This window comes from Candidatus Solincola tengchongensis (assembly GCF_015711935.1).
GTDB lineage: Bacteria > Actinomycetota > Geothermincolia > Geothermincolales > RBG-13-55-18 > Solincola_A > Solincola_A tengchongensis.
Map to the genome: position 1 here is coordinate 1 of NZ_JACVJJ010000085.1, position 19731 is coordinate 19731.

The 19731-nt window shown below is 59.3% G+C and carries 12 protein-coding genes and 4 tRNA genes; 5 read left to right on the plus strand and 11 right to left on the minus strand.

All coding sequences use genetic code 11. The features are described from left to right. Positions 1-169 precede the first annotated feature (169 nt). The 4 genes from H7007_RS07635 to H7007_RS07650 form a co-directional block, all read right to left on the minus strand. Complete coding sequence (locus H7007_RS07635) at positions 170-1708, minus strand: DUF1156 domain-containing protein (protein WP_287154439.1); 1539 nt, start codon at positions 1706-1708, stop codon at positions 170-172. A gap of 163 nt (positions 1709-1871) precedes the next feature. After that, on the minus strand, positions 1872-2540 hold the full coding sequence (locus tag H7007_RS07640; protein ID WP_287154441.1) for an NYN domain-containing protein: 669 nt from the start codon (positions 2538-2540) through the stop codon (positions 1872-1874). A gap of 131 nt (positions 2541-2671) precedes the next feature. Continuing rightward, positions 2672-6172 carry a helicase-related protein gene (locus H7007_RS07645; RefSeq protein WP_287154443.1) on the minus strand — a complete coding sequence of 1167 codons (3501 nt, stop codon included), beginning with the start codon at positions 6170-6172 and terminating at the stop codon, positions 2672-2674. 203 nt (positions 6173-6375) lie between these two features. Beyond that, positions 6376-6972 carry a hypothetical protein gene (locus H7007_RS07650; RefSeq protein WP_287154445.1) on the minus strand — a complete coding sequence of 199 codons (597 nt, stop codon included), beginning with the start codon at positions 6970-6972 and terminating at the stop codon, positions 6376-6378. 215 nt (positions 6973-7187) lie between these two features. Here H7007_RS07650 and H7007_RS07655 point away from each other — a divergent pair, with 215 nt between their 5' ends. Both H7007_RS07655 and H7007_RS07660 read left to right on the plus strand, forming a co-directional pair. Beyond that, positions 7188-7493 (plus strand): helix-turn-helix domain-containing protein, encoded by a 306-nt coding sequence (locus H7007_RS07655; RefSeq protein WP_287154447.1) that lies wholly within the window; start codon positions 7188-7190, stop codon positions 7491-7493. Between the two features lie 184 nt (positions 7494-7677). Beyond that, on the plus strand, positions 7678-8814 hold the full coding sequence (locus H7007_RS07660) for a tyrosine-type recombinase/integrase (RefSeq protein ID WP_287154449.1): 1137 nt from the start codon (positions 7678-7680) through the stop codon (positions 8812-8814). Positions 8815-8927: 113 nt separating this feature from the next. Here the strand turns inward: H7007_RS07660 and H7007_RS07665 are convergent. The 3 genes from H7007_RS07665 to H7007_RS07675 all read right to left on the minus strand — a co-directional run bounded on the left by H7007_RS07665 (position 8928) and on the right by H7007_RS07675 (position 9295). Further along, positions 8928-9003, minus strand: a tRNA-Phe gene (locus tag H7007_RS07665). 46 nt (positions 9004-9049) lie between these two features. Next, positions 9050-9127, minus strand: a tRNA-Asp gene (locus tag H7007_RS07670). Positions 9128-9219: 92 nt separating this feature from the next. Next, positions 9220-9295: transfer RNA gene (locus H7007_RS07675), tRNA-Glu, on the minus strand. A gap of 943 nt (positions 9296-10238) precedes the next feature. On the opposite strand from H7007_RS07675, the gene H7007_RS07680 reads away from it, so the two are divergent. Both H7007_RS07680 and H7007_RS07685 read left to right on the plus strand, forming a co-directional pair. After that, complete coding sequence (locus tag H7007_RS07680; protein ID WP_287154451.1) at positions 10239-12413, plus strand: HEAT repeat domain-containing protein; 2175 nt, start codon at positions 10239-10241, stop codon at positions 12411-12413. Positions 12414-12448: 35 nt separating this feature from the next. After that, the gene (locus H7007_RS07685; RefSeq protein WP_287154453.1) at positions 12449-13888 is read left to right on the plus strand and encodes an HD-GYP domain-containing protein; all 1440 of its coding nucleotides are present in this window, start codon (positions 12449-12451) and stop codon (positions 13886-13888) included. Positions 13889-13923: 35 nt separating this feature from the next. Here H7007_RS07685 and H7007_RS07690 read toward each other — a convergent pair whose 3' ends face one another. Then, complete coding sequence (locus H7007_RS07690; protein ID WP_287154455.1) at positions 13924-15579, minus strand: MFS transporter; 1656 nt, start codon at positions 15577-15579, stop codon at positions 13924-13926. A gap of 470 nt (positions 15580-16049) precedes the next feature. Next, positions 16050-17438 carry an acetate--CoA ligase family protein gene (locus H7007_RS07695; RefSeq protein WP_287154457.1) on the minus strand — a complete coding sequence of 463 codons (1389 nt, stop codon included), beginning with the start codon at positions 17436-17438 and terminating at the stop codon, positions 16050-16052. 294 nt (positions 17439-17732) lie between these two features. On the opposite strand from H7007_RS07695, the gene H7007_RS07700 reads away from it, so the two are divergent. Continuing rightward, a tRNA-Lys gene (locus H7007_RS07700) sits at positions 17733-17808 on the plus strand. Between the two features lie 100 nt (positions 17809-17908). On the opposite strand, the gene H7007_RS07705 is transcribed toward H7007_RS07700, so the two are convergent. Next, complete coding sequence (locus H7007_RS07705; protein ID WP_287154458.1) at positions 17909-19063, minus strand: tyrosine-type recombinase/integrase; 1155 nt, start codon at positions 19061-19063, stop codon at positions 17909-17911. A 174-nt stretch (positions 19064-19237) separates the two neighbouring features. Beyond that, positions 19238-19390, minus strand: a complete 153-nt coding sequence (locus H7007_RS07710) for a hypothetical protein (RefSeq protein ID WP_287154459.1) — start codon at positions 19388-19390, stop codon at positions 19238-19240. Between the last annotated feature and the right edge of the window lie 341 nt (positions 19391-19731).

Here is a 19731-nt window from a genome sequence, read left to right on the forward strand (position 1 = left end):
GGCCATGGCCTCCCTCAGAAAGGAGGTGAGGAGGAATCCCGAAGCCTGGCTCGAAAAGCACATGCCGCTTCTTGAGACAAGGAGCGGAGACCCCTGGGTGAAGGACGTCCTCAAGGCGCTTGCGGGACATGAGAGGATAGCGTGTTGAGGTTTTGTCGGGATGGGGTGCCTACTTTTTGTAGACAGCAACGGGCAAAGCCTGGCGATTGAAAGTGTTTCTGATTTTTGAATATCCTACATCCCAGCTAGATAAAGTCGAACCCCTATCCGCAAGCTTGCTTATCGTAAAGGCAAGGTATGTTGCAATAGCATCCGCGTAAGCCCTCGGGCCCATTCCTTCGGAGTCGAGGGGGCGGTCGTCGTCCGGAAGGGTCCCGGCGGACCTGGCGTCCTCGAGGACCTTTTCCCGTGCCTCCTTGACGAGGTCACAGAAGGTGGTGAGGGCCACCAGTTGCCGGTTGGTTAAAAGGCTAGCGAAAGTCTTCATTCCATAATTAGGGGTTTTAAAATCTCTTGGATTATTTGGTAAATCATATTCGGGCTTCCAATTCGGTTCTGCCTGATCTGCGATATTCTCATGTTCTTCATCGGGTGAGAGATAAATTCTTCCCCTGCTTCCCTCGGCAACTATGGCCATGAGCCTGGCGCCCATCCTTCCGGCTTTCCCCTGCTCGCGGAGATAGTCGAAGGAGATGGGCTCCCCGCTGATCAGGCACCTTCCTCCTTTCTTCTGGATGATGGTACCTTTCGAGGGGTCGAAATCTTCTGGTTTTCCAACCCGGACCTCGAATCGGTAGGTATTGTTTTCCTTGTCTATCACCGGATAAACATATGCCTCCTTGCCCTTGTTTTTTGAAAGCCAGAAGGAACGGGCAAGTGGAACGGGTGTTCCCTTCAAGGCGGGATTGGGGCTGGGGACGGTCCTCGCCCAGAGCCAGGCGATGACGGTGAGTTCATGGCCAACATATGGCTTGAGGTAGGGGCGATTCTTGGCCATCTCCTCCGTCACCTTGACCTTGGGATAGAGATGGCCGATGCGCCTCTCGGCCTCGTCGCGCATCCACCGGCCGTAGTAGCGCACGTCCTCGGCCAGTCCTTCGGCGCCCCTCCACTCTTTTTCTAGAAGGGTCTTCTTCTCCCGGGCTTCCGGGTTGACCGGAGGCTTTCCCGCGAACTTGGGCGGGATCTCGATAAGGGCCTTGGTGATGAGCACGGCCACGGGATTCAGGTCGCTGGCGTAGGCCTTGAGACCCAGCCGCTGGGCCTCGAGGGGGATAACTCCTCTGCCGCAAAATGGATCAACAAGGGCGGGTGCATGCTCGGAAATGTAACGTTTAATACTCTCCGGGTCTTCCGGGGGTTTTTCACCCCGGTTGCGGGCAATGGATATGGCAATTTCTCTCTGAGCTTTAAATAACACCGCTTCGTTGTAGGTATTCTTCCACTGGACGAGTTCCTCGAGTATGCTAAACAGGCGTCTGCGTTCTTTTTCCTGTGATTGCTCATTCGGAAAGATTTCTGGCCAGGACGAGGGGTCATCCACCAGGGAAGCAAAAATCATGGCCCGACATGCGGCAAGAGGACGCCTTGCCCACCAAAAGTGGACCGTTGATGGATGGTAGTGGGTTCTTTTCTTATCGCTATCCGACTCGGAATTGATGATATTCAGCGGCAGAGCCACCTCGACCAACTTCTTTCGATATGCCATATTCTTTAACTCTCCTTCCGCAAAATCCACAAGACTCCGATTTAGCTTTTCCAGATTATTTCAGGCAAAAATCGAATCATAATGTTTCGCATTTTGTTTCAAATCCACGGAAATTAACCGAGCCACAACCACCTTTCTTAAATTGCTATCATTTATTTTCAACTTATGAATAATAATTCGTGTTATCCACGATTTTTGAAAACACACTATCGTCTATGTAGATCAGCCTTCCGGCATTTTTTAGCTTTTTGAACGGAGGCCGCTTCCCGGTCACCTGGTCCACCGGCCCTACGCAAACCGCATTCTCAACAGCTATCCATTTATACAATTTATTCCTGAGAAAGATGACTTCCTCGACAGCCTCATCGAGGTCGGTATCCGTGCTTACTATGACTGCAACATCGTATTTATCCTCTATGGCCATCATCACAAGATCTAGAGCTAACTTGACATCTACTCCCTTTTCCCTACCTTTCCATATATGGATATAACTACCAGGTGTATTACGGTCCTCCACGCATTCCTTGCTGTATTTAAGGGGGCGGGTAAAAACCTGAACTCCTTGTCGTTTCATGGCCTCGATGCGCCTGGTCATGTACGAATGCATCTGTGGGTTTCTATTAGGCACATGGATTCCGGTGTAAAACCTAACCTGCACGAGTTTTCTGTCCTTCCCATAAGGAGGAGAGCATAATTCTTTGGCCAGAAGGTGGGGGTGAGTTTCGCCTTTTCCAAATATCCGTTTGCAATCGTTGTAGAAATTCTGACCGTCGATGAAAACGATGACCCTCAAAGGCGACGGCCTTGGGGGTCCTGCTTCTTTATTGCCCATGCTTTTCCTTTCACCCAATGCAGTCTATAACTGTCTATTGACATCTATTGTTTAATGACTATATTTAGTATTGTATAAACTTATCGTCCCTGCCGTCTGGGTTTCCGGATTGGCAGGGTTTATCCTTTTGATCAACATTTCATGACCCTCCCCATCTCCAGGAGCTTGCTCACGCTGTAGTTCACGCTGGTCACGCCGAAGTCCGGCTCCCGCTGGAAGGGCCTGTCCACGTAGTAGGTGGTGACCCTCTCCCCGTCCACCTCCACAATGGCCAGGATGAAATCGTCCGGCTTGTTCAGGGCGGTGAGGATCTCGTTCCTGGTGATGGTCACCGTAGCCGCCCCGGCCTGCCTCCCCTTGACCTCGATGAAGCGGAGCTTTCCCGTATCGGGCACCAGGGACTCTATGTCATAGCCCTTCTTCTCCGCGCTCACGTCCCGGGGTAGGTACCCCAGCCTCCTCTCCACCTTCATCACCTCGGCCATGGCCAGGGCCTCCACCTCCTCCCTGTCCTCCGTAGGTCCCTCCTCCCCCTTGAGGCGGAGAAGCAGCCCCTGGGGGATAACCAGGGCCCCTCCCACGATGACCGGGGGGAGGGGGTAGAGCTTGCGCTCCTCCTCCAGTTCTGCCAGGCGTCTCTTGAGCCTTGCCTCCAGCTCGTCGGCGCGCCTCCTCGCCAGCCCCGAGTTCAGGCGGGCGTTGTGCTTTCCCGCGAGCTCCTTTTCCTTGAGCTCCTGGGCCTTCCCGTCCCAGTAGGCTATCTCCTTGGAAAGGCGGTCCTTCACCGCCTGCGCGGTCTTGTCCACCAGCTCCTCGCGGTAGCGGCGCACCTCGGAGAGGTGCTCGGGGATGAGTTTCTCGGTGGCGTAGAGGAGGACCTTCTCCTCTATCTCCTCCCGGGCCCAGGGCAGGGCGTCGAGGGTGCCCTTTAGGAGCTCGAGCTCCTCCTGAGTGGCGGGCCGGTAGTCGAGGTAGGGGGCGTATCCCGCGGCCTTTGATTCACCTGAGGAGTCCAGCTCCAGGAACTGCAGGCGCCGGGAGGCGAGCCGCCTGTCTCCACCCGGGAGGCTCCGCGCATCCTTGATGGAGTGCTCCAGGATGACCAGAAGGCGGGCCTCCTCCGAGGGGTCCTCCTCGTCCACGAGGACAGCCCCCCTTTTCAGAAGCTCCCCGTAGCGCTCCAAGATGAGGTCCAGGGTGGCCTCGAGCAAGGGGTGGCCGGGGCAGACGAAGGCGGCCGGGGGTTTCCCCTCCACGCTTATGAGGTCCTTCTCGAAGGTTATACGCTCGTAGCGGGTAAGGACCGCCTCCCGGGTGCCGATCATCCGGTCGCGGTGGCGGATGGCGGCGGGGACGTTCCTTATCTCGTAGCGCTTGGGCTCCCGCTCCCGCACGCTTCCCCCCAGGAGGCGGAAGGCCTCGAGGAAGAAGGAGGCGATGTAGTGGGGCTGCAGGCGGCGGGCCTCGGCGCGCTCCATCTCCTCCTTGATGGAGCGGATAGCGCGGGCGTCCATGACATCGTGGGCCAGGGCCCGCTCCTCCAAAAGGTCGCGCAGTCTCTCCCGGTCCAGAGCGTCGTCGATCACCCGACTGAGGCGCTCCTTGACCTCGGGGAGCTCCCCGTAGCGTATGGCCTCGATGAGGAGGTCGCGCAGGGGCCGGTCCTCGAACCTGAGCTTTCCCAAGACGTCGAAGACCCGCCCGCCTAAAGCCTCCCGCTCCTGTTCCAGCTTCTCCAAAAGGCGAAGGTAGACCTCGCCCTCCCTCGTATTTTTAGCCACCAGGTTCCAAAGGTGGCAGACCTCCGTCTGGCCTATGCGGTGGATGCGACCGAAGCGCTGCTCCAGGCGGTTGGGGTTCCAGGGGAGGTCGTAGTTGACCATGAGGTGGGCCCGCTGCAGGTTGATGCCCTCCCCGGCGGCGTCGGTGGCCACCAGTATTTCCACCGTGGGGTCCTGGTTGAAGCGCTGCTCTGAGGTCTTGCGCTGCTTGCGGAGCATGGAGCCGTGGATTGTAAGCACTGCCTCGGGCCTTCCTAGGAGGGAGCTTATGCGCCTCTCGAGGTAGCTCAAGGTGTCCCGGTGCTCTGTGAAGACGATGAGCTTGCGGCGGTGGCCCTTGGCGTCGAACATCTCCTCCCGCTCCTGGAGGAGCCTGGAGAGTTCCTCCCACTTGCGGTCCACCCCGGCCTGTCTCACTTTTAAGGCCAGTTCCTCCAGGCGCCTGAGGCTCTCTATCTCCGCCTCCAGCTCCCCGATGGTCCGGGCGGCGGTGGCCCGGTCCACCACCTCTTCCTCCGTGGCCTCCACCTCGGCGTCGGGACGGTCGTCCAGCTCCTCCTGGTCCTCGGGGGGGAGGTCGGGGAGGCTCTGGTCCCATTCCAGACGGGCGGAGGCGGCGCGGTGGCGGACCTGCTCCTCGCGCAGGCGCTTCTCCAGCCTCTCCCGGCGCCGGCGCAGTGACTGGTAGATGGCCTCGGGGGAGGAGGCCAGCCTCCTCTGCAGGGTGGTGAGGGCGAAGCCCACCGTCCCCTTGCGCCCCTCGTTCTCCAAGGCCTCGGCGCGGTTGAACTCCTGCCGCACGTAGTCGGTGACCTCCCGGTAGAGGTAGTACTCCTCGTCGGAGAGGGTGTAGTCCACGGTATAGGCCCTCCGCTCCGGAAAGAGGGGGGTGCCGTCGAACTTGACCAGGTCCTCCTTCACCATGCGGCGCATGAGGTCGGAGGCGTCCGTGGTGTGCACCCCCTCGCGGAACCTCCCCTCGAAGCGGTCCCCGTCGAGGAGGGCCATGAAGAGCTGGAAGTCCTCCTCCTTTCCGTTGTGGGGGGTGGCGGTGAGGAGAAGGAAGTGCCGGGTGATGGAGGAGAGGAGCTGCCCCAGGCGGTATCTCTTGGTGTAGCTCACCTCCCCGCCGAAGTAGTGGGCGCTCATCTTGTGCGCCTCGTCGCAGACCACGAGGTCCCAGTCGGAGGCCCTGAGCTTGGCCTGGACGTCCTCGTTTCGGCTCAGCTTGTCCAGGCGGCAGATGGCGAGGTCGGTCTCCCGGAACCAGTTGCCGGTGCGCGCCGCCTCGAAGCTCTGGTTGGTCATGATGTCGAAGGGGAGCTGGAACTTCTGGTAGAGCTCGTCCTGCCACTGCTCCACGAGGTTTCCAGGGCAGACCACGAGGCACCTCTGCACGTCCCCGCGCACCATGAGCTCCTTTATGAGGAGGCCGGCCATGATGGTCTTTCCCGCCCCCGGGTCGTCGGCAAGGAGGTAGCGTAGTGGCTGGCGGGGGAGCATCTCCCCGTAGACTGCGGTTATCTGGTGGGGGAGGGGCTCGATGAGCGAGGTGTGCACGGCGAGGAGAGGGTCGAAGAGGTAGGCCAGGCGGATGCGCCGAGCCTCGCTCACCAGGCGGAAGAGCGAGCCGTCGCCGTCGAAGCTCCAGGGCCTGCCCTCCCTCACCACCTCCAGCTGGGGCTCATCCTCGCGGTAGAGGAGGATATTCCCCGGCCTTCCGGAGGCGTCCTTGTAGGTGAGCTCGATGGCCAGGGAGCCGATCCAGCGCACGCCCAAGACGGTCACCATGCCGTCCGGTGTGACCCCCTTGATCGTGGAGCCGACGGTAATCTCTTCCAGTTTGGCCACGTTCTTCCCCTAAAAAGCTCGTGAAGGCCGGTGTATTAGAAATTTTCCTATTTTCACCCTTCTGATTTGAAATTTTATCAGATGCAAATGACGCCAAGAGCTACCTCAGGGGAAGCCTCGGGCCTCCTTTTATGACTGCCAGCTCGTAAGTTTTAATGGAAACGATATCCGCTTCTCGGTATGCCTACATTAATGACCAACTTCTACGCGGGCGACGGAATCCTGGGAAAGATATCTTCAAGCCCTTTAAATATTACACAACCATCAGATCTTTCCCATTTAATCAAGCGAATTCCATAGTAGGAAAGAACGGCGGCGCGTTTTTCGCTTATGTTTGAAGGGACTACTGCTATCAGTTCTATATTTTCAGGGGTATCGACGAAGAGCTTGTACAAGAACAATTGTCCCAAGACGTCTTTTATATCCTGCCAAGTGCATCCTGTTTTAACCTCGATGATGGCTCGTTTGCTCCCCATTACCACGATGTCAGGTTTAACCTCATCGGCAACCCCTTTGTTCACCGCTTTGTAGCCCAGCGCAGCAAGCTGATCTGCAAGAGAATTCACGATTTCGCCATGAAGCATGCTTACAGAGCGCGATTTTCTGTCTGTGGTGGCAGTATAGACACCAGTGGGTTCAGGATTAAAGGAGGGGTTGGCACTATGGGGTTGGGGTTTCCCGAACGCTCGCGCCTTTTGCCGTTGTCGGTCACGCTCAACGGGTTGATTCTCTCCCAGTGCATGATAAACCGCGCTTGCAACTTCTTTCATCAGGGCTGCTCTCTTTGATACCGAACCCATCGTAACCTCCTCTTCCCTTTCTTAACTCTCTTACGAACTTAGAAACCGATTCATCGCCCTTGAAGGCAAGGGCTGACAGCAAACAAAACTATTTATCCGAAATACACCACTATTAATGTCCGATATATTCTCTGACATTAATCTATCATCTTTCATGCCTTCTGTCAACACTATTATCTGACATATGATATGATGGCGCAGAGGGGGAGGAAAACATGTCAACCTTCCAGCAAATGCTCGAACAGGCATTGGAGAAGAACAGGATGGGCGTCCGCGCCTTGGAAAGGGAGATCATTCAGAGATATGGCGTCGAGAAAATGATCAGCAGGTCTCTCATAAGCGACTTCAGGCTTGGGAAAAGAGCGCCCTCCTACGAAGCGGCATTAATGATCGCCGAGTTACTCGGAATTGATAAGAAAGAATTCTTGCAGGCCACTTACGACCTGAAAATCAGGCTCAGGCAGGAATCGGAATACAGACGCTTCGTGGAATTCTGCAAGAGGAACAATATCCCCGTCTAATGTCGTTTGTACAATGATTGGAAATATCTTTTGCCCTGCCTTATATACAGCATGGGGCGAGCAGTGGCCACGAAGCCTGGGCCAGAAAACCGATCAACGGCCAGGAATCGCCTGGGGAAAATTAAGTAAAATCAATTCAGAGGTTTAGAACACCTGCCGGCATGAGTGAGCTCAGAGGTAAACGATGTCTTACATCCGTAAACGAAGACACCGCTCCGGTCAAGAAACCTACTACATAGGGTTCAAGGACCAATACGGGCGGTGGCGGGAGAAGGCCGCCGGGGCCAGGCGAAAGGACGCCGAGGCTTTCCTTCGCCGCGTCTTGGAGGAAGTGGCCTCCGGAACCTACGGTAGGCAGGAGGAGGACCCCACTCTATCGGAGTTCTTCTCCTCCTTTCTTCAAGCCAAAGCTTCCACCCTAAAGGGGAGCACGATGGAGGATTACCGGCTCACCTTTGGAAAACACGTGCTTCCTCGCCTAGGAAAGCGTAGGCTCTCCGAGTTGTCCCCTGCCGTGGTCCAGAAGCTCCTCCTTGACCTGGAGAAGGAGGGCCTTTCCGCGGCCACCCAGGGTAAGGTCCTGCGCTATCTCAAGACTGTCCTGCGCCATGCCGTGAGATTAGAGCTCATAGACCGTGACCCATGCCGCGCGGTGAGCGCGCCCAGAGTGGAGAAGAAGGAGCAGCGCTTCTTGGCTCCCGAGGAGTTAGACTCCCTTCTTGAAGCCGCTGACGGGTACTTGAAGCCCTTGCTCGCCGTGGCCTGTTACGCCGGTCTTCGCCAGGGCGAGATACTGGCCCTTACCTGGAGGGATATAGATTTCCAGGCCTCCCTTATCCGGGTGCGCAGAACCTACCACTACGCTCACGGCTTTTCCGCCCCAAAGACCCCGGCTTCGCGGCGCGACGTCCCCATGATCCCCACTCTTCGGGCCATGCTGGAGGAGCACTATAACGCCTCTGGTAAGCCTGGCCCGGATGATCTGGTCTTCCCGAACGGCGCCAGCAAACCCATGGACCGGCGTAATCTCGTACGCCGGGGGTTTTCCAAGGCGTTAGAGAGGTCAGGCATCGGGGAGATACGCTTCCACGACCTACGTCATACCTTTGCCTCCCTTTGCATCGCGGGAGGGGTGGATCCCAAGACCCTGCAGGCCATGATGGGCCATTCCTCCATCCGGGTGACCATGGACACCTACGGACATCTCTATAGGGACGCCCTGGACCGGGCTGCCAGGAGCCTTGAAGCCGTGGTTTCGGGTGGGCCAAAGGTGGTCCTACTGTCCAGGGAAGCCAGAACGGCACGACAGGGCGACCTCTAAGGAAACGGATTCTCCGTCTGGAATTTCCGGCGCATTTCCGGCGCATATGGGTATTTCCAAGAGCAGAAAGCAAGACCAGGCCGGGAAACATATCCCTTGACCTGGTCTTTTGCTGGTGGCGAGAGGCGGAATCGAACCGCCGACGCCAGGATTTTCAGTCCTGCGCTCTACCGACTGAGCTATCTCGCCCCTTATTCAAACTCCCCCTAGGGTTTCCCCTGCAGGGAGTGAATTTTGGCGGAACCGACGGGATTTGAACCCGCGATCTCCGGCTTGACAGGCCGGCGTGTTAACCTGACTACACCACGGCTCCGCGTTGAACCCAGGGCAGGTCACCCCTTCAAGGGGATGGCCACCCCTCTTTAAATAGTATCCCAAGTCGTCCTCGCGGACAACGACCTGCGCTGGTGCCCCCAGCGGAATTCGAATCCGCGTCACCGCCTTGAAAGGGCGATATCCTAGGCCGCTAGACGATGGGGGCACGTCAAACATCGCCTTATCCTCGAACCGCTCCTGCCATTATTATAAGATACTTATCCCTTTCCCCGGGGAGGCTTCCCCGCCGGGTTTGCCACCGCCTTCCGAACCATCACGCCCTTCAGCGGTGCAGGATCCGGCGCCAAAGCATCGGCCTCCCGGACCCTCATCATGGCCCTTAGGCCAAGCGCCTCGGCCGGCCCCGGCCTTGACTCGGCGATGCGGCCTGTACCTTCCCTCCGCTCCCTCCCCAGGGCCATAAAAATTTAAGCATCAAACCCCGCTTTCTTCAATCCCGTATCCCGGTTGGTTTGGCCTCGCTCGGGCACTTACTTGCTCCGCTCAAACAAAGCAAAGCAAGCTTAAGGAATACCCGTTTCCCCAAACCGGTGCATGTAGATATCCCACGCAACCATCCGCATTCCGTTCCCTTGCCGACCCGATGGGATTCTTCCTTGCTCCGCTTTCGCTGCCGCAAGGCGATTTCGCCGTACATCCATCATGTTTCCATGCAAATAACCCGGTTGGCCCTCTTTTAAGTGGTGGTTGAGTGATGGTTTTCACGTCATCGTCCTCCGTTGCGATTCCCTATGCGGGACGGCTTTCTCGTCATCCTCCTCGCCTCATCCCCTCACCGGGAGCGTCAGACGCTTATAAGGGAAGGGCAAACCCCAGACCGCCGGACATCACGCATCACGCGAATGCCGGCATGCTCTTCGGTGGGGAAACCTCAACCGAAAGGGCGGGTTATGTCGATAGATAACAAGGCGCGGTACGGAGGCCTTCCAGGCACTCCGCTACGGTGGCCTCTGCCGATCCCAGTGGCGGGCGGTCGATATCCTGCAGGGTATCCCTGCGGGAAATGAAAGATACCGGTCGCACATTCCGGCTCCCGGGAGCGGCCGGTGGTGGAAGCAGCGGACCGAGACTCAAGATGGTGAGGCGTGATGCAGAACCCCGATGACCTCGACCTCCATCCCCAGGAGCATCTCCACGCACCGGATGGCGAGGCGTACACGCTAAGCCAGGAGCAAGCCGCCCTGGACATCCTCTCCCGCCTGGCCATCGCCTGTAAATCGCGGCTACTCTACTCTCCCGACCATCCCAACGTAAAGGATGCCGTCAGCTTGCTCCACGCGGTCGCGGAGGACAACCTCAGGTTCTACCCCGAGATCGCCGTGCGGGTGGAAAAGGGGCGCTTTGCCTGCAACGGCATCCCATTGGGCGAGGAGAGGGAGAGCTTGCGCCAGCTGGCATCCCGCTTGAGGGAACTCAACATCCGCGCTCTGATCTTTGCCTGCGGCATCAGCCTCAAGGAGATGGAGGCGCTGGTGGAACTGTCGGTCTCATCCCCCGAGGCCGTGGAAAAGCAGGGCGGCGCTGAGGCCTTCCTCCTCAGCCGGGGGATGCACAGCGTAAGGGTCGTGGAAAGCGAGGCCGCTAAGGCCGAGGAGGATACCGGGTTTCGGGAGGAAGGGCCGGAAGCCAAGGTTGAAGAGGAAGAGGTGGTCAAAGCCTCAGCCGAGGAGGACTTTGGGGAGCTCTTGGACCTCCTCTTCGAGCCGGAGAGATTGGCTTTGGCCCTGTCCGGTTTACGGGACTCCGACGGCAGGCCCTTGGAGGGTGAAGTCCTGGCCTCCGCTATATATGACTTCCTGAGGGAGGCACGGGAAATGGTCCAGAGGCGTGTCCCGGAGCGGATTCCCTCCCTCTCCAGGTCCTTCGCCGAAGCACTCCTCTTCCTGGAGAACAATCTGCGAAACCTGCTCCTCATAGGCCATTTCCTTCCCGGAATCCGCCGAGAACCGCTGGTGAAAGACGTCCTGGGCCGCTTGAGTCCCCAGGAGGCGTCAGGGGTGTTCAGCCACCTGCTCTCCCTGATCCCGCAGCTCATACCCAAGATGGATGAGCTCCTGGAGGCCGTCGGTTTCCGGGAGCGGCATCTCGAGGAAACACTGACCCTCTTGAGGGAAAGGCTGCTGGACCTGGGCGAGGTCCCCCTTCCGTTGGTCTCCGCCCTTGACGCCGTACTCGCCTCTCGGGGGATAAAACCGCTCGCCGGCGGCCTCCCAACAACCGACGAGATATCCTCGCTCTCCGAATTCTACGGGGAGGGCGAACTTGAGGAGATCCGCGCCATTGCGGAACTGGACATCACGGTAGAGGCCTGTGTCTCCTCCACCCCCATGCTCCTGGACCTCCTCCAGCGGGGAGAGGAACTGGACAACCTGGGAAAGGTCGTGGACCTTCTGGTGGAGAACTTCTGGGAGCTGGTGGCCTCGGCCCGCTTCTCCCTCGCCACGGCGATAATGGAGGCCTTCGAGCGAGCCCTGCACAGCGGCAAGCCCGCCCTCCTCGCCCACCGCGAACAGTACGAGGGATTGCTGGAGGAGGCCTGCGGAAAGGGAATCCTGAAGCGCGTCATCCAGATGGCCAGCGAGCGCCGCGGCGACCGGGAAACGGTCGAGGGGTTCAAGGCCTTCATGAGGCGGCTGGGGGACCGTGGGCTTCTGGCCATGATCGAGGCCCTCGGGTCCGAGGAACGCATGGCGGTACGCAAGTTCATCATCGACTCCCTGGCCGATCTCGCACAAGAGCGGGTGTCCCTCCTGGGTTCCTTCCTGGACGACCATCGGTGGTATCTGGTGCGCAACATAGTCACGGTGATGGCCGGCATTCGCTCCCCCTCCACCCTTCCCTACCTGGAACGGGCCATGGCCCACTCTCATCCCAGGGTGAGGTCGGAGGCTGTCCGAGCCGTAGGGCTCACCGGCGGATACGAGGCGGAGGGCTTGCTCATCAAGGGGCTCGACCACCCTGACGAGAGGGTGCGCGTTCTCTGCATCCGCTGGCTGGGGCGGCTGGAGGTCACCAGGGCCACCTCCCGCCTCGTGGCCATGCTGGAGGGAAAAGAGCGAGGAGCCGAGGAAATCGCGTTGAAGAAGGAGATCCTGGAGAGCCTGGGGAAGATAATGGATCCTTCAACCTACGATTTACTACGCAAGTACGCCGGACGGCAGCGTGGACTCTTCAGGTCTGAATGGCAGGAACTGGGAACGGTTGCCCGGGAGGCACTGCAAAGACTGGTGAACAAATATCCACACCTGGCGCGTAAGGGGTGAGCGCCTAAAGGGAGACATGGCAGCGGGGTGAGGAGATGGACACGAGACCTCAGAACTGGGAGAACCATAGGAAACGCGAAACCCTCGACTATTTCCGCTCCAAGGGCCTTCTGGAGCGTGTCCGCGAGTTGTTGAAGGATTTCTTCGCCGTCAAGAAGAACCTGCTCCTTTATCCGCCTCACCACGAGATATGCCTCGACTCCGTCTCCCGCTTCATGTCTTCCTTCCGTGAATACCTGCGCTATGGGGAGAGCTTGTCCCTGCGCATCGTGGGGGAGGAGTTCTTCTTCGAGGAGAGGCTTTTGGCGCGGGAGAGTGTCCTCTACTACCCTCTCCTCCAGGAACTGCGCTCCAAGGGGGTGGGCGGCGTCAATTTCCTGGCCGGGCTGGAGGCCGGGGAGCTCGTCGATTTCCTGAGGCTTCTCAACCTGGGAGAGGAGGAGATCGCTTCCCGGGGCGGGCTGGCAAAGCTCCTGGAGGACAACGGAATAACCCATGTCATCCTCGATCCGCCCGGCACCTGGGAGGAAAAGATCTCCAGGGTGAGGGAGGCGGAGTCGGCCCGCGAGGAGTACTTCGAGGCCGTGGACGTCATCCGCGAGCTCTCGGAACAGGTGCTCCACGACCGCCGCCTCTCGGTGAGCAAGGCCAACCGGGTGGTGGGTATGATGCTCAACCGGGTAGGAGAGAACCGTTCCGCGGTCCTCGGGCTGGCGACCCTCAAGAGTTACGACGAGTACACCACCTTCCACTCCGTGAACGTGCTCATCCTCTCCCTGGCCCTCGCCTCCATGCTTCCCCTGGACCGCAACGCCCTCATGATTCTGGGGACCGGGGCCCTCCTGCATGATTTGGGAAAAGTTACCATTCCTAAGAGCATCCTCGGGAAAAGGGGGCCCCTTACCGCCGCGGAGTGGGAGGAGATGAAAAGGCACCCAGTGCGCGGTGCGGACATCCTCCTCGCCCAACCCGGAGTGCATCCCCTCTCCGTCCTGGTGGCTTACGAGCACCATGCCCGTTATGACCTAAGCGGCTATCCGAAACTCAACGGTGTGGAAAGGCCAAGCCTTTTCTCTCGTATCGTGCAGCTGGCGGACGTCTACGACGCCATGACCACCGTGCGACCCTATCAGGACGCACGCACTCCAGACCACGCCATCCGGGTGCTGGTCAAGGAGAAGGGAACCGCCTTCGACCCCCTGCTGGTGAAGGTCTTCGTGGACATGATGGGGCTCTACCCGGTGGGCACCCTTGTGCGCCTGTGTACCGGCGAGCTGGGCGTGGTCTACGAGCAGGTGGAGGGGGACGCCACGTCGCCCCGCGTGAAGATCATCCGCGATCCCGAGGAACGTGAGGTGGAGCCGCACATCGTGGAGGTGGCCCGCCTGAGGGAAAAGGCCTCTCCCGACGAGGAGGTCATTTCCTCGGTCAGGCCGGAGCAGGTGGGTCTAGACCCCCTGGATTATCTGGACTGACCTTCCTCCTCGATGCCCTGTTCTGGCTGTATCCCTTATCCCGACACCATCCTCCTCACGCGGGCGAAGAGGAGGGTTGAGAGCACCACGCAGGCCAGAGCCAGGATCCAGGCTCCCAGGTAGCTCCCACTCCGGTCGAATATAAAACCCGTGAGCACCGGCCCGAAGGCACCTCCAAGGGCGCCGCCCGTGGTCACGGCCCCGAAGATGGCCCCCATGCTCCCCTTCCCGAAGACCTCGGCGCAAACGGCGGGGATCACCGGCCCGTAAGCGGCGAAGCCGAAGCCGAAGACGGCGGCGAACACCATGAGCACCCATACCCGGTCGACCAGGAAGAGGAGGAGTATGCTCCCGGCGAGGACGAAACAAGCGGGGTACAGGGCGTTCTTTTTCTCCCGGGTGCGGTCCGACAGGCGCCCGAAGAACACGCGCCCCAGGATGGAGGTGGCCCCGTAGATGAAGACCGACCACTCCGCCCAGTTCCTGGATATGCCCCTGTCGGTCACGTACGGAACCTGGTGGACCATTATGCCGTACAGGGCGATGACGATGAGCACGAAGCCCGTGAAGAGGTACCAGAAGGAGGCGGTCCGCATAGCCTGGCGCAGGGTGAGACCCGAACCGCCTTGCGTGCTTTCTTGGTCGCACCCCCGGCCTCCTTCACCTACGAACGCCTCGTTGCCGGTTGCCCCGGCATCACCGCCGGGCAACGGGTTTTCGTGCTGCCAGTCCGTCAATCCCCCTTTCCCACCAGCCTCCCCCGGAGCGTCCATCATCCCGGCTTTAGGCTCCGCTCCCATGAGACCCTCCGCCCGGCGACCGGATCCCTCCGGATTTAAGCCCGCACTCTCCCCGTCCGCTCCCGGATAGGCATCCGATTTTACGCCTTCAGGCGACTGCCCGGCGAAGTCGTCTCGACGGTCGTCGGACCTCATGAGGCTCGCTTGCGCCCGACCCTCACCCGCATCGAAGAGCGCTTCCGAGACCTCATCCCCTTCGCCGCCCGAACCCCCGGCGGTTCCGGACGTTTCGCGGCAGGGCTCCTCCCCTCCCCTGGCCCCGCGGCGCAGGAGAAGCAGGGCCGGTAGGGTCAGGGCCAGGGATATATATCCCAGAAACTGGAAGGAGACCCTCCAGTCCCACCGCGACTGTATCAGACCGGTGAGGCGGGGAAGCATCATGGTCCCGAAGCCGATCCCCATGGTGGCCACCCCCAGGGCCAGCCCCAGGCGGCGCTTGAACCACATGGCCACCGAGGTGTTGGAGGGCACCAGGCCTATACCGTTTCCGCCCACGCCGAAAACGATGCCGAAGAAGAGGACCAGGGCCCAAAGGCTGTTAGCCCGGGAGCACATCCAGAGTCCCACACCGGAGAGAAAGGCGCCTCCGGCCATGACCCAGCGTGGCCCGAAACGGTCGATGAGCCTCCCGGTCAACGGGGCCAGGAACGCGTAGACCAGAACGGACACGGTGAAGGGCAGCGAGGCCGCCGCGCGCCCTACGTCCAGATCTTTGGAGAATCCCTTGATGAGCACCGTCTGGGTGCCGCGCACCCCGTAGTTGACGAACATGGCCAGGAAGGCGACGGCGACCACCACCCACCCGTAATAGATGCCGCGGCCTTTTCCCCTCCATTGCCCGGATGGATGAGGGCTTATGCCGAAATCTCCACCCTCCGTACTGCCATTCATCCCCACAAGATCCTTGGCCTGTCCTTCTTACTTTCGCAGAAAATCGTCTTGGTCCTAAGGACGTTCCGCTGCTTCCGACCCATCAATTGACTGGCCGTCCCACTACTCCAGCGGAGTCGCTTAAGCTGCATAACTCCTCACGCCGCCCGGATCACTCCCAGGGGCCCTTCCGGCTTCATGTTCCGGTCTCCGTACGAGGGCGGGACTCGAACCCCGCCCTCCTTCACCTGCCCCCTTCACGCCCCTGGGTGCTTGGCCCTCCTTCCGGGGAGTTCCTTACTTTACGAATTTCGCTCGGGAGCGCAGGTGGGGTTGTCATTTGACTACGGTAACTGTGCTCCTTTCCTCCCCTGGGCACTTGTTTCCTCCTTACGGCAACTCTTTACCTCCGACGGACTTCCATCTGCTAGCGAAGACAGGGCCTACCTATTCAGGTCAGCTCTTATGCTCGACCTGCTGATCCTATGGTCTTAGCATGCCGATCCCACCCGCCGCAAGGAGTAATCCCGCAGCACCGCCGCGGCGTCCACGGCCTCCTCGGCGTCGTCGAATATGGGGAAGTCCACCGTGTAGCGCGCTCTTATCCTCACCTCGCTGGTGGCCATGAGGCTGAAGACGATGGGTTTGTGGTGTTTGCGTACCAGCTCGGCCAGGTCGGGGATTATGTTCTTCCGCAAGCTGTGAATGCCCCCAGTGGAGACCTCATCGGAGGAGAAACGGGCTATGAGCAGCATTATTATCCCGTCGATGAAGTCCTGCTCCAGCAGCCGGTCTATGATGTACACGCGGGCGTCGGCGTCGTGCACGTCCCCCAGGTCCACGGGGTTGGAGATGTTTATGACCCCAGCCCGCAGCCGGGACTGGATATCCGCCACAAGTGACGGAGGGAGAGGAGGAAAGGTGAAGCAGCGCCGCGCGCACTGGTCGCTGGCCAGCACCAGAATCCCTCCGGTGGGAGAGACCAGAGCCACCCGGTTGCCCCGCAGGGGCGGCAGTGAGAACACCTTCGCGTATCCCGCCAGCTCGGCCAGGCTGCGCACGCGGATGATCCCCGCCTGGCGGAACGCCCCCTCCAGCACGGAGTCGTCGTTGGCCAGGGCCGCGGTATGGGATCGCGCGCTCTGCCGGGCCAAGGGTTCAACATTGGCCTTGTATACCAGGATGGGCTTTTCGATCTGCTGAGCCGCCCGGAGGAACTCGCGGCCCCGCTGCACGTCCTCGAGATACATGCAGATGACCCTGGTCTCCGGGTCCTCCCCCAGATAACTCAGGAAATCCACCTCATCGAGGTCGGTCTTGTTACCCATGGAGACGAACTTGGCAAAGCCCGTGTTCTGGTCTTTAAGTCGGGCCAGAAAATCCAGGCCTATGCCCCCGCTCTGGGCTACGATGCTCACGCCCCCGCGGGGAAGGTCCGGCGGCATGGGCACGAAGGGGAGGCACAACCCGGTGTGCGCGTTTATAACCGTGAGGCAGTTGGGCCCCACGAAGCGGATGCCATAACGCCGCGCCGCCTCGATCAGGCGGTCCCGGTGGCTAAAGCCATCCCCTCCGAACTCCTCGAACCCGCCTGCCGGGATGGCCACGCGGGTGATACCCCTCCGCCCGCATTCCTCCACCACTTCCGGTACGACCTGCGCGGGTATGATGAGCACCGCCAGGTCCACAGCCTCGGGCAGCTCGGAGACGGAGGTGTAGAGCCTATGTCCCAGGACCTCGCCTCCCTTGGGGTTGACGCAGTAGATACGACCTTCGTATTTCCAGTCGATGAGGTTCTGGAGGATGTATCTTCCGAGGTTGTTCGGCCTGTCCGATACTCCGACGATGGCTACGCTTCGTGCTCCGAATATCCTCTCCATAAGCGGGATTATACCATGAGGCCCAGTCCTCCCTTCCTCCAGCCATCCATCCTTGAGGGCGCTTTTCGACCCGGTGGCCCAGGGAGGCGTGGGAAACTCTGCCCGAACCAGATCGCATCCCCAGAGGCGAAGCCGAGAAAAACGATGCCTTTCCCCCATTTAGAAGCCGAGACAACCTATGCCTTTCCCCCATTTACGCTTCAGGTCGTCTGGGTAACCACGATACGCCGAAAAAGCCAGGAGGGACCCTGCACTCGCTTACCTATCTGCCGGCCCTGGATATATAATGACTGTGGGCCGCTAGCTCAGTTGGCAGAGCACCGGACTTTTAATCCGGGTGTCCTGGGTTCGATTCCCAGGCGGCTCACCAGCAAAAGACCAGGTCAGAGGGCATATCCGATGACCTGGTTTTGATTTGGGAAAGAAATTTCGATTTTTTGCTACATATTTGATACAAGTTCGGGACGGGGCTATTCCTCTCCCCCATCCCTTCTTCGGGGAAGGCTCACGACCTTTGATTCCTTGTTACTCACCGGAAACATGCCGTCCAGGCCCCTGGTGATGCTTTCCATGTGGCCCGGGAAGAGGTGGCCATAGGTGTCCATGGTCACGGTGATGGAGGAGTATCCCAGGACGCTCTGCAGGCCCTTGGGGTCCGCCCCGGAGGCAATGGCCAGGGAGGCGTAGGTGTGTCGGAGGTCGTGGAAGCGTATCTTGCGGATGCCGGCTGAAAGGAGAGCGGGCTCGAACTCCCTGGATATGAGGTTATTGCGGTCCTTCGGGGTTCCTGCCTCGGTGGGAAAGACGAGGCTATCCGGGTCCGGCCTTCCCATCGACTCATACCTTTTCTGAAAGATGTCAGCCAGCCTGGGGATGAGGGGCACGGCCCTCCTGGATTTTTCCGACTTCAGGTCGGAAAAGCCGTTGGCGGGGCTGAAGGACCTCACCACCCGGATGATTCCGTTGCGGTAGTCTATGTCCTGCCACCGGAGGGCGAGTATCTCCCCCTGCCTCATACCGGTGAAGACGGCCAGGGCTATGATGTCGTGGATATCCCCTTCAGAGGCCTCAAGGAGCGCCTCCACCTCGTCTCTTTCGAGGAAGTCCATCTCCTTTCTCTCCACCCGGGGAGGCCTGATACCTATGGTGGGGTCCCGGTCCAGGTACTCCAGGGCGATGGCCCGGCGGAGGAGAGATTTGAGCACCCGGTAGACCTTCCCCGTAGTGGCCGGTGAGACCCCCTTCTTCTGCAGGTGGCGAAGGAAGTCCTGCACCCTTGCGGGGGTTACCTGGGAGAGATGGGTCCTTTTGAAGAAGGGGAGGATATGGTTTCCTAAAACCTGCCTATAGTCCTTATAGGTGGAGGGCTTGAGCTCGGCCTTCTTGTCCTCCAGGTACTGGGATGCGAACTCCGAAAAGGAGGGGTCCTTCTTCTCCTTCCCGAAGGTCCCCTTGGCTATCTCCTCGTCTATGCGCCTCTTTAATGCCTCGGCGTCCTTGCGCCTCTCCCCAGCCCTCCGCTCCGTCCACCTCCCGGTAATGGGGTTCTTGAAGCGCACGTAGTAGACGGTCCTCTCCGGCCTGTTCCTCGTGGCCCTGTACTTCCTGGGGTGGATATAGCTCATATGTGTGCCCCTTAAAGGAAAGAGATCTTTCTGGTCTCCTATTTCCCTACTATAACCCTAAAGAATAGCTACAGGTCCCTCTATGGCTGATTCAAATAAACTTAGCCAGGATGAACCCTCTACTTCATCGGACAAAAGGAACAATATTGTATGTTTGCCTTCTTTCCCTGCGCCTCACCATATCTTCCTCAGGAGCTTGCGCCCGATGAGCTTGTTCTTCGCCCGCCGGACCATCTTGCGGGGGCTTCCGCTGGCCAGGACCTGGAAATCCCAGCTCAGCCTGGCCAGCTTGTAGAGCATGGAAGTGAAGCTCCTTTTTCTTGCCATGGTGACCACCCCTTTACCGTTGAATTATAGCTGTTAAGCATGACAAGCAGGAGAACGCTCTGCATATCCTGTATTAACTTCTTCTCCTTTAGATAGCGTCAAGAAATTTGTGTCCACCATTTAGCCTTCCTCCCCTGGCTTCAGTTTCGCAAAGCCACGAAGTCTCCTCTGGCTGAGCCTCTCATTCTCGTTCTTTAAAACAAGATAAAGAACGGAGAGGAGACTTTCCTCCGAGGAAAAGACCTCGATGGTCTTGGTTCGCCTTTTCACCTCCTTTCAGATCCTCTCCAGCCGGTTGGTGGTGTAGATGTAGGGACGCACCTCCTCGGGATAGCGGAGAT

Bases quoted from the DNA above. Each gene is read 5' to 3' on its own strand.
- H7007_RS07635 (WP_287154439.1), bottom strand. From the start codon at position 1,708: ATGGCATATCGAAAGAAGTTGGTCGAGGTGGCTCTGCCGCTGAATATC.
- H7007_RS07640 (WP_287154441.1), bottom strand. From the start codon at position 2,540: ATGGGCAATAAAGAAGCAGGACCCCCAAGGCCGTCGCCTTTGAGGGTC.
- H7007_RS07650 (WP_287154445.1), bottom strand. From the start codon at position 6,972: ATGGGTTCGGTATCAAAGAGAGCAGCCCTGATGAAAGAAGTTGCAAGC.
- H7007_RS07655 (WP_287154447.1), top strand. From the start codon at position 7,188: ATGTCAACCTTCCAGCAAATGCTCGAACAGGCATTGGAGAAGAACAGG.
- H7007_RS07660 (WP_287154449.1), top strand. From the start codon at position 7,678: ATGTCTTACATCCGTAAACGAAGACACCGCTCCGGTCAAGAAACCTAC.
- H7007_RS07680 (WP_287154451.1), top strand. From the start codon at position 10,239: ATGCAGAACCCCGATGACCTCGACCTCCATCCCCAGGAGCATCTCCAC.
- H7007_RS07685 (WP_287154453.1), top strand. From the start codon at position 12,449: ATGGACACGAGACCTCAGAACTGGGAGAACCATAGGAAACGCGAAACC.
- H7007_RS07690 (WP_287154455.1), bottom strand. From the start codon at position 15,579: ATGAATGGCAGTACGGAGGGTGGAGATTTCGGCATAAGCCCTCATCCA.
- H7007_RS07695 (WP_287154457.1), bottom strand. From the start codon at position 17,438: ATGGAGAGGATATTCGGAGCACGAAGCGTAGCCATCGTCGGAGTATCG.
- H7007_RS07705 (WP_287154458.1), bottom strand. From the start codon at position 19,063: ATGAGCTATATCCACCCCAGGAAGTACAGGGCCACGAGGAACAGGCCG.
- H7007_RS07710 (WP_287154459.1), bottom strand. From the start codon at position 19,390: ATGGCAAGAAAAAGGAGCTTCACTTCCATGCTCTACAAGCTGGCCAGG.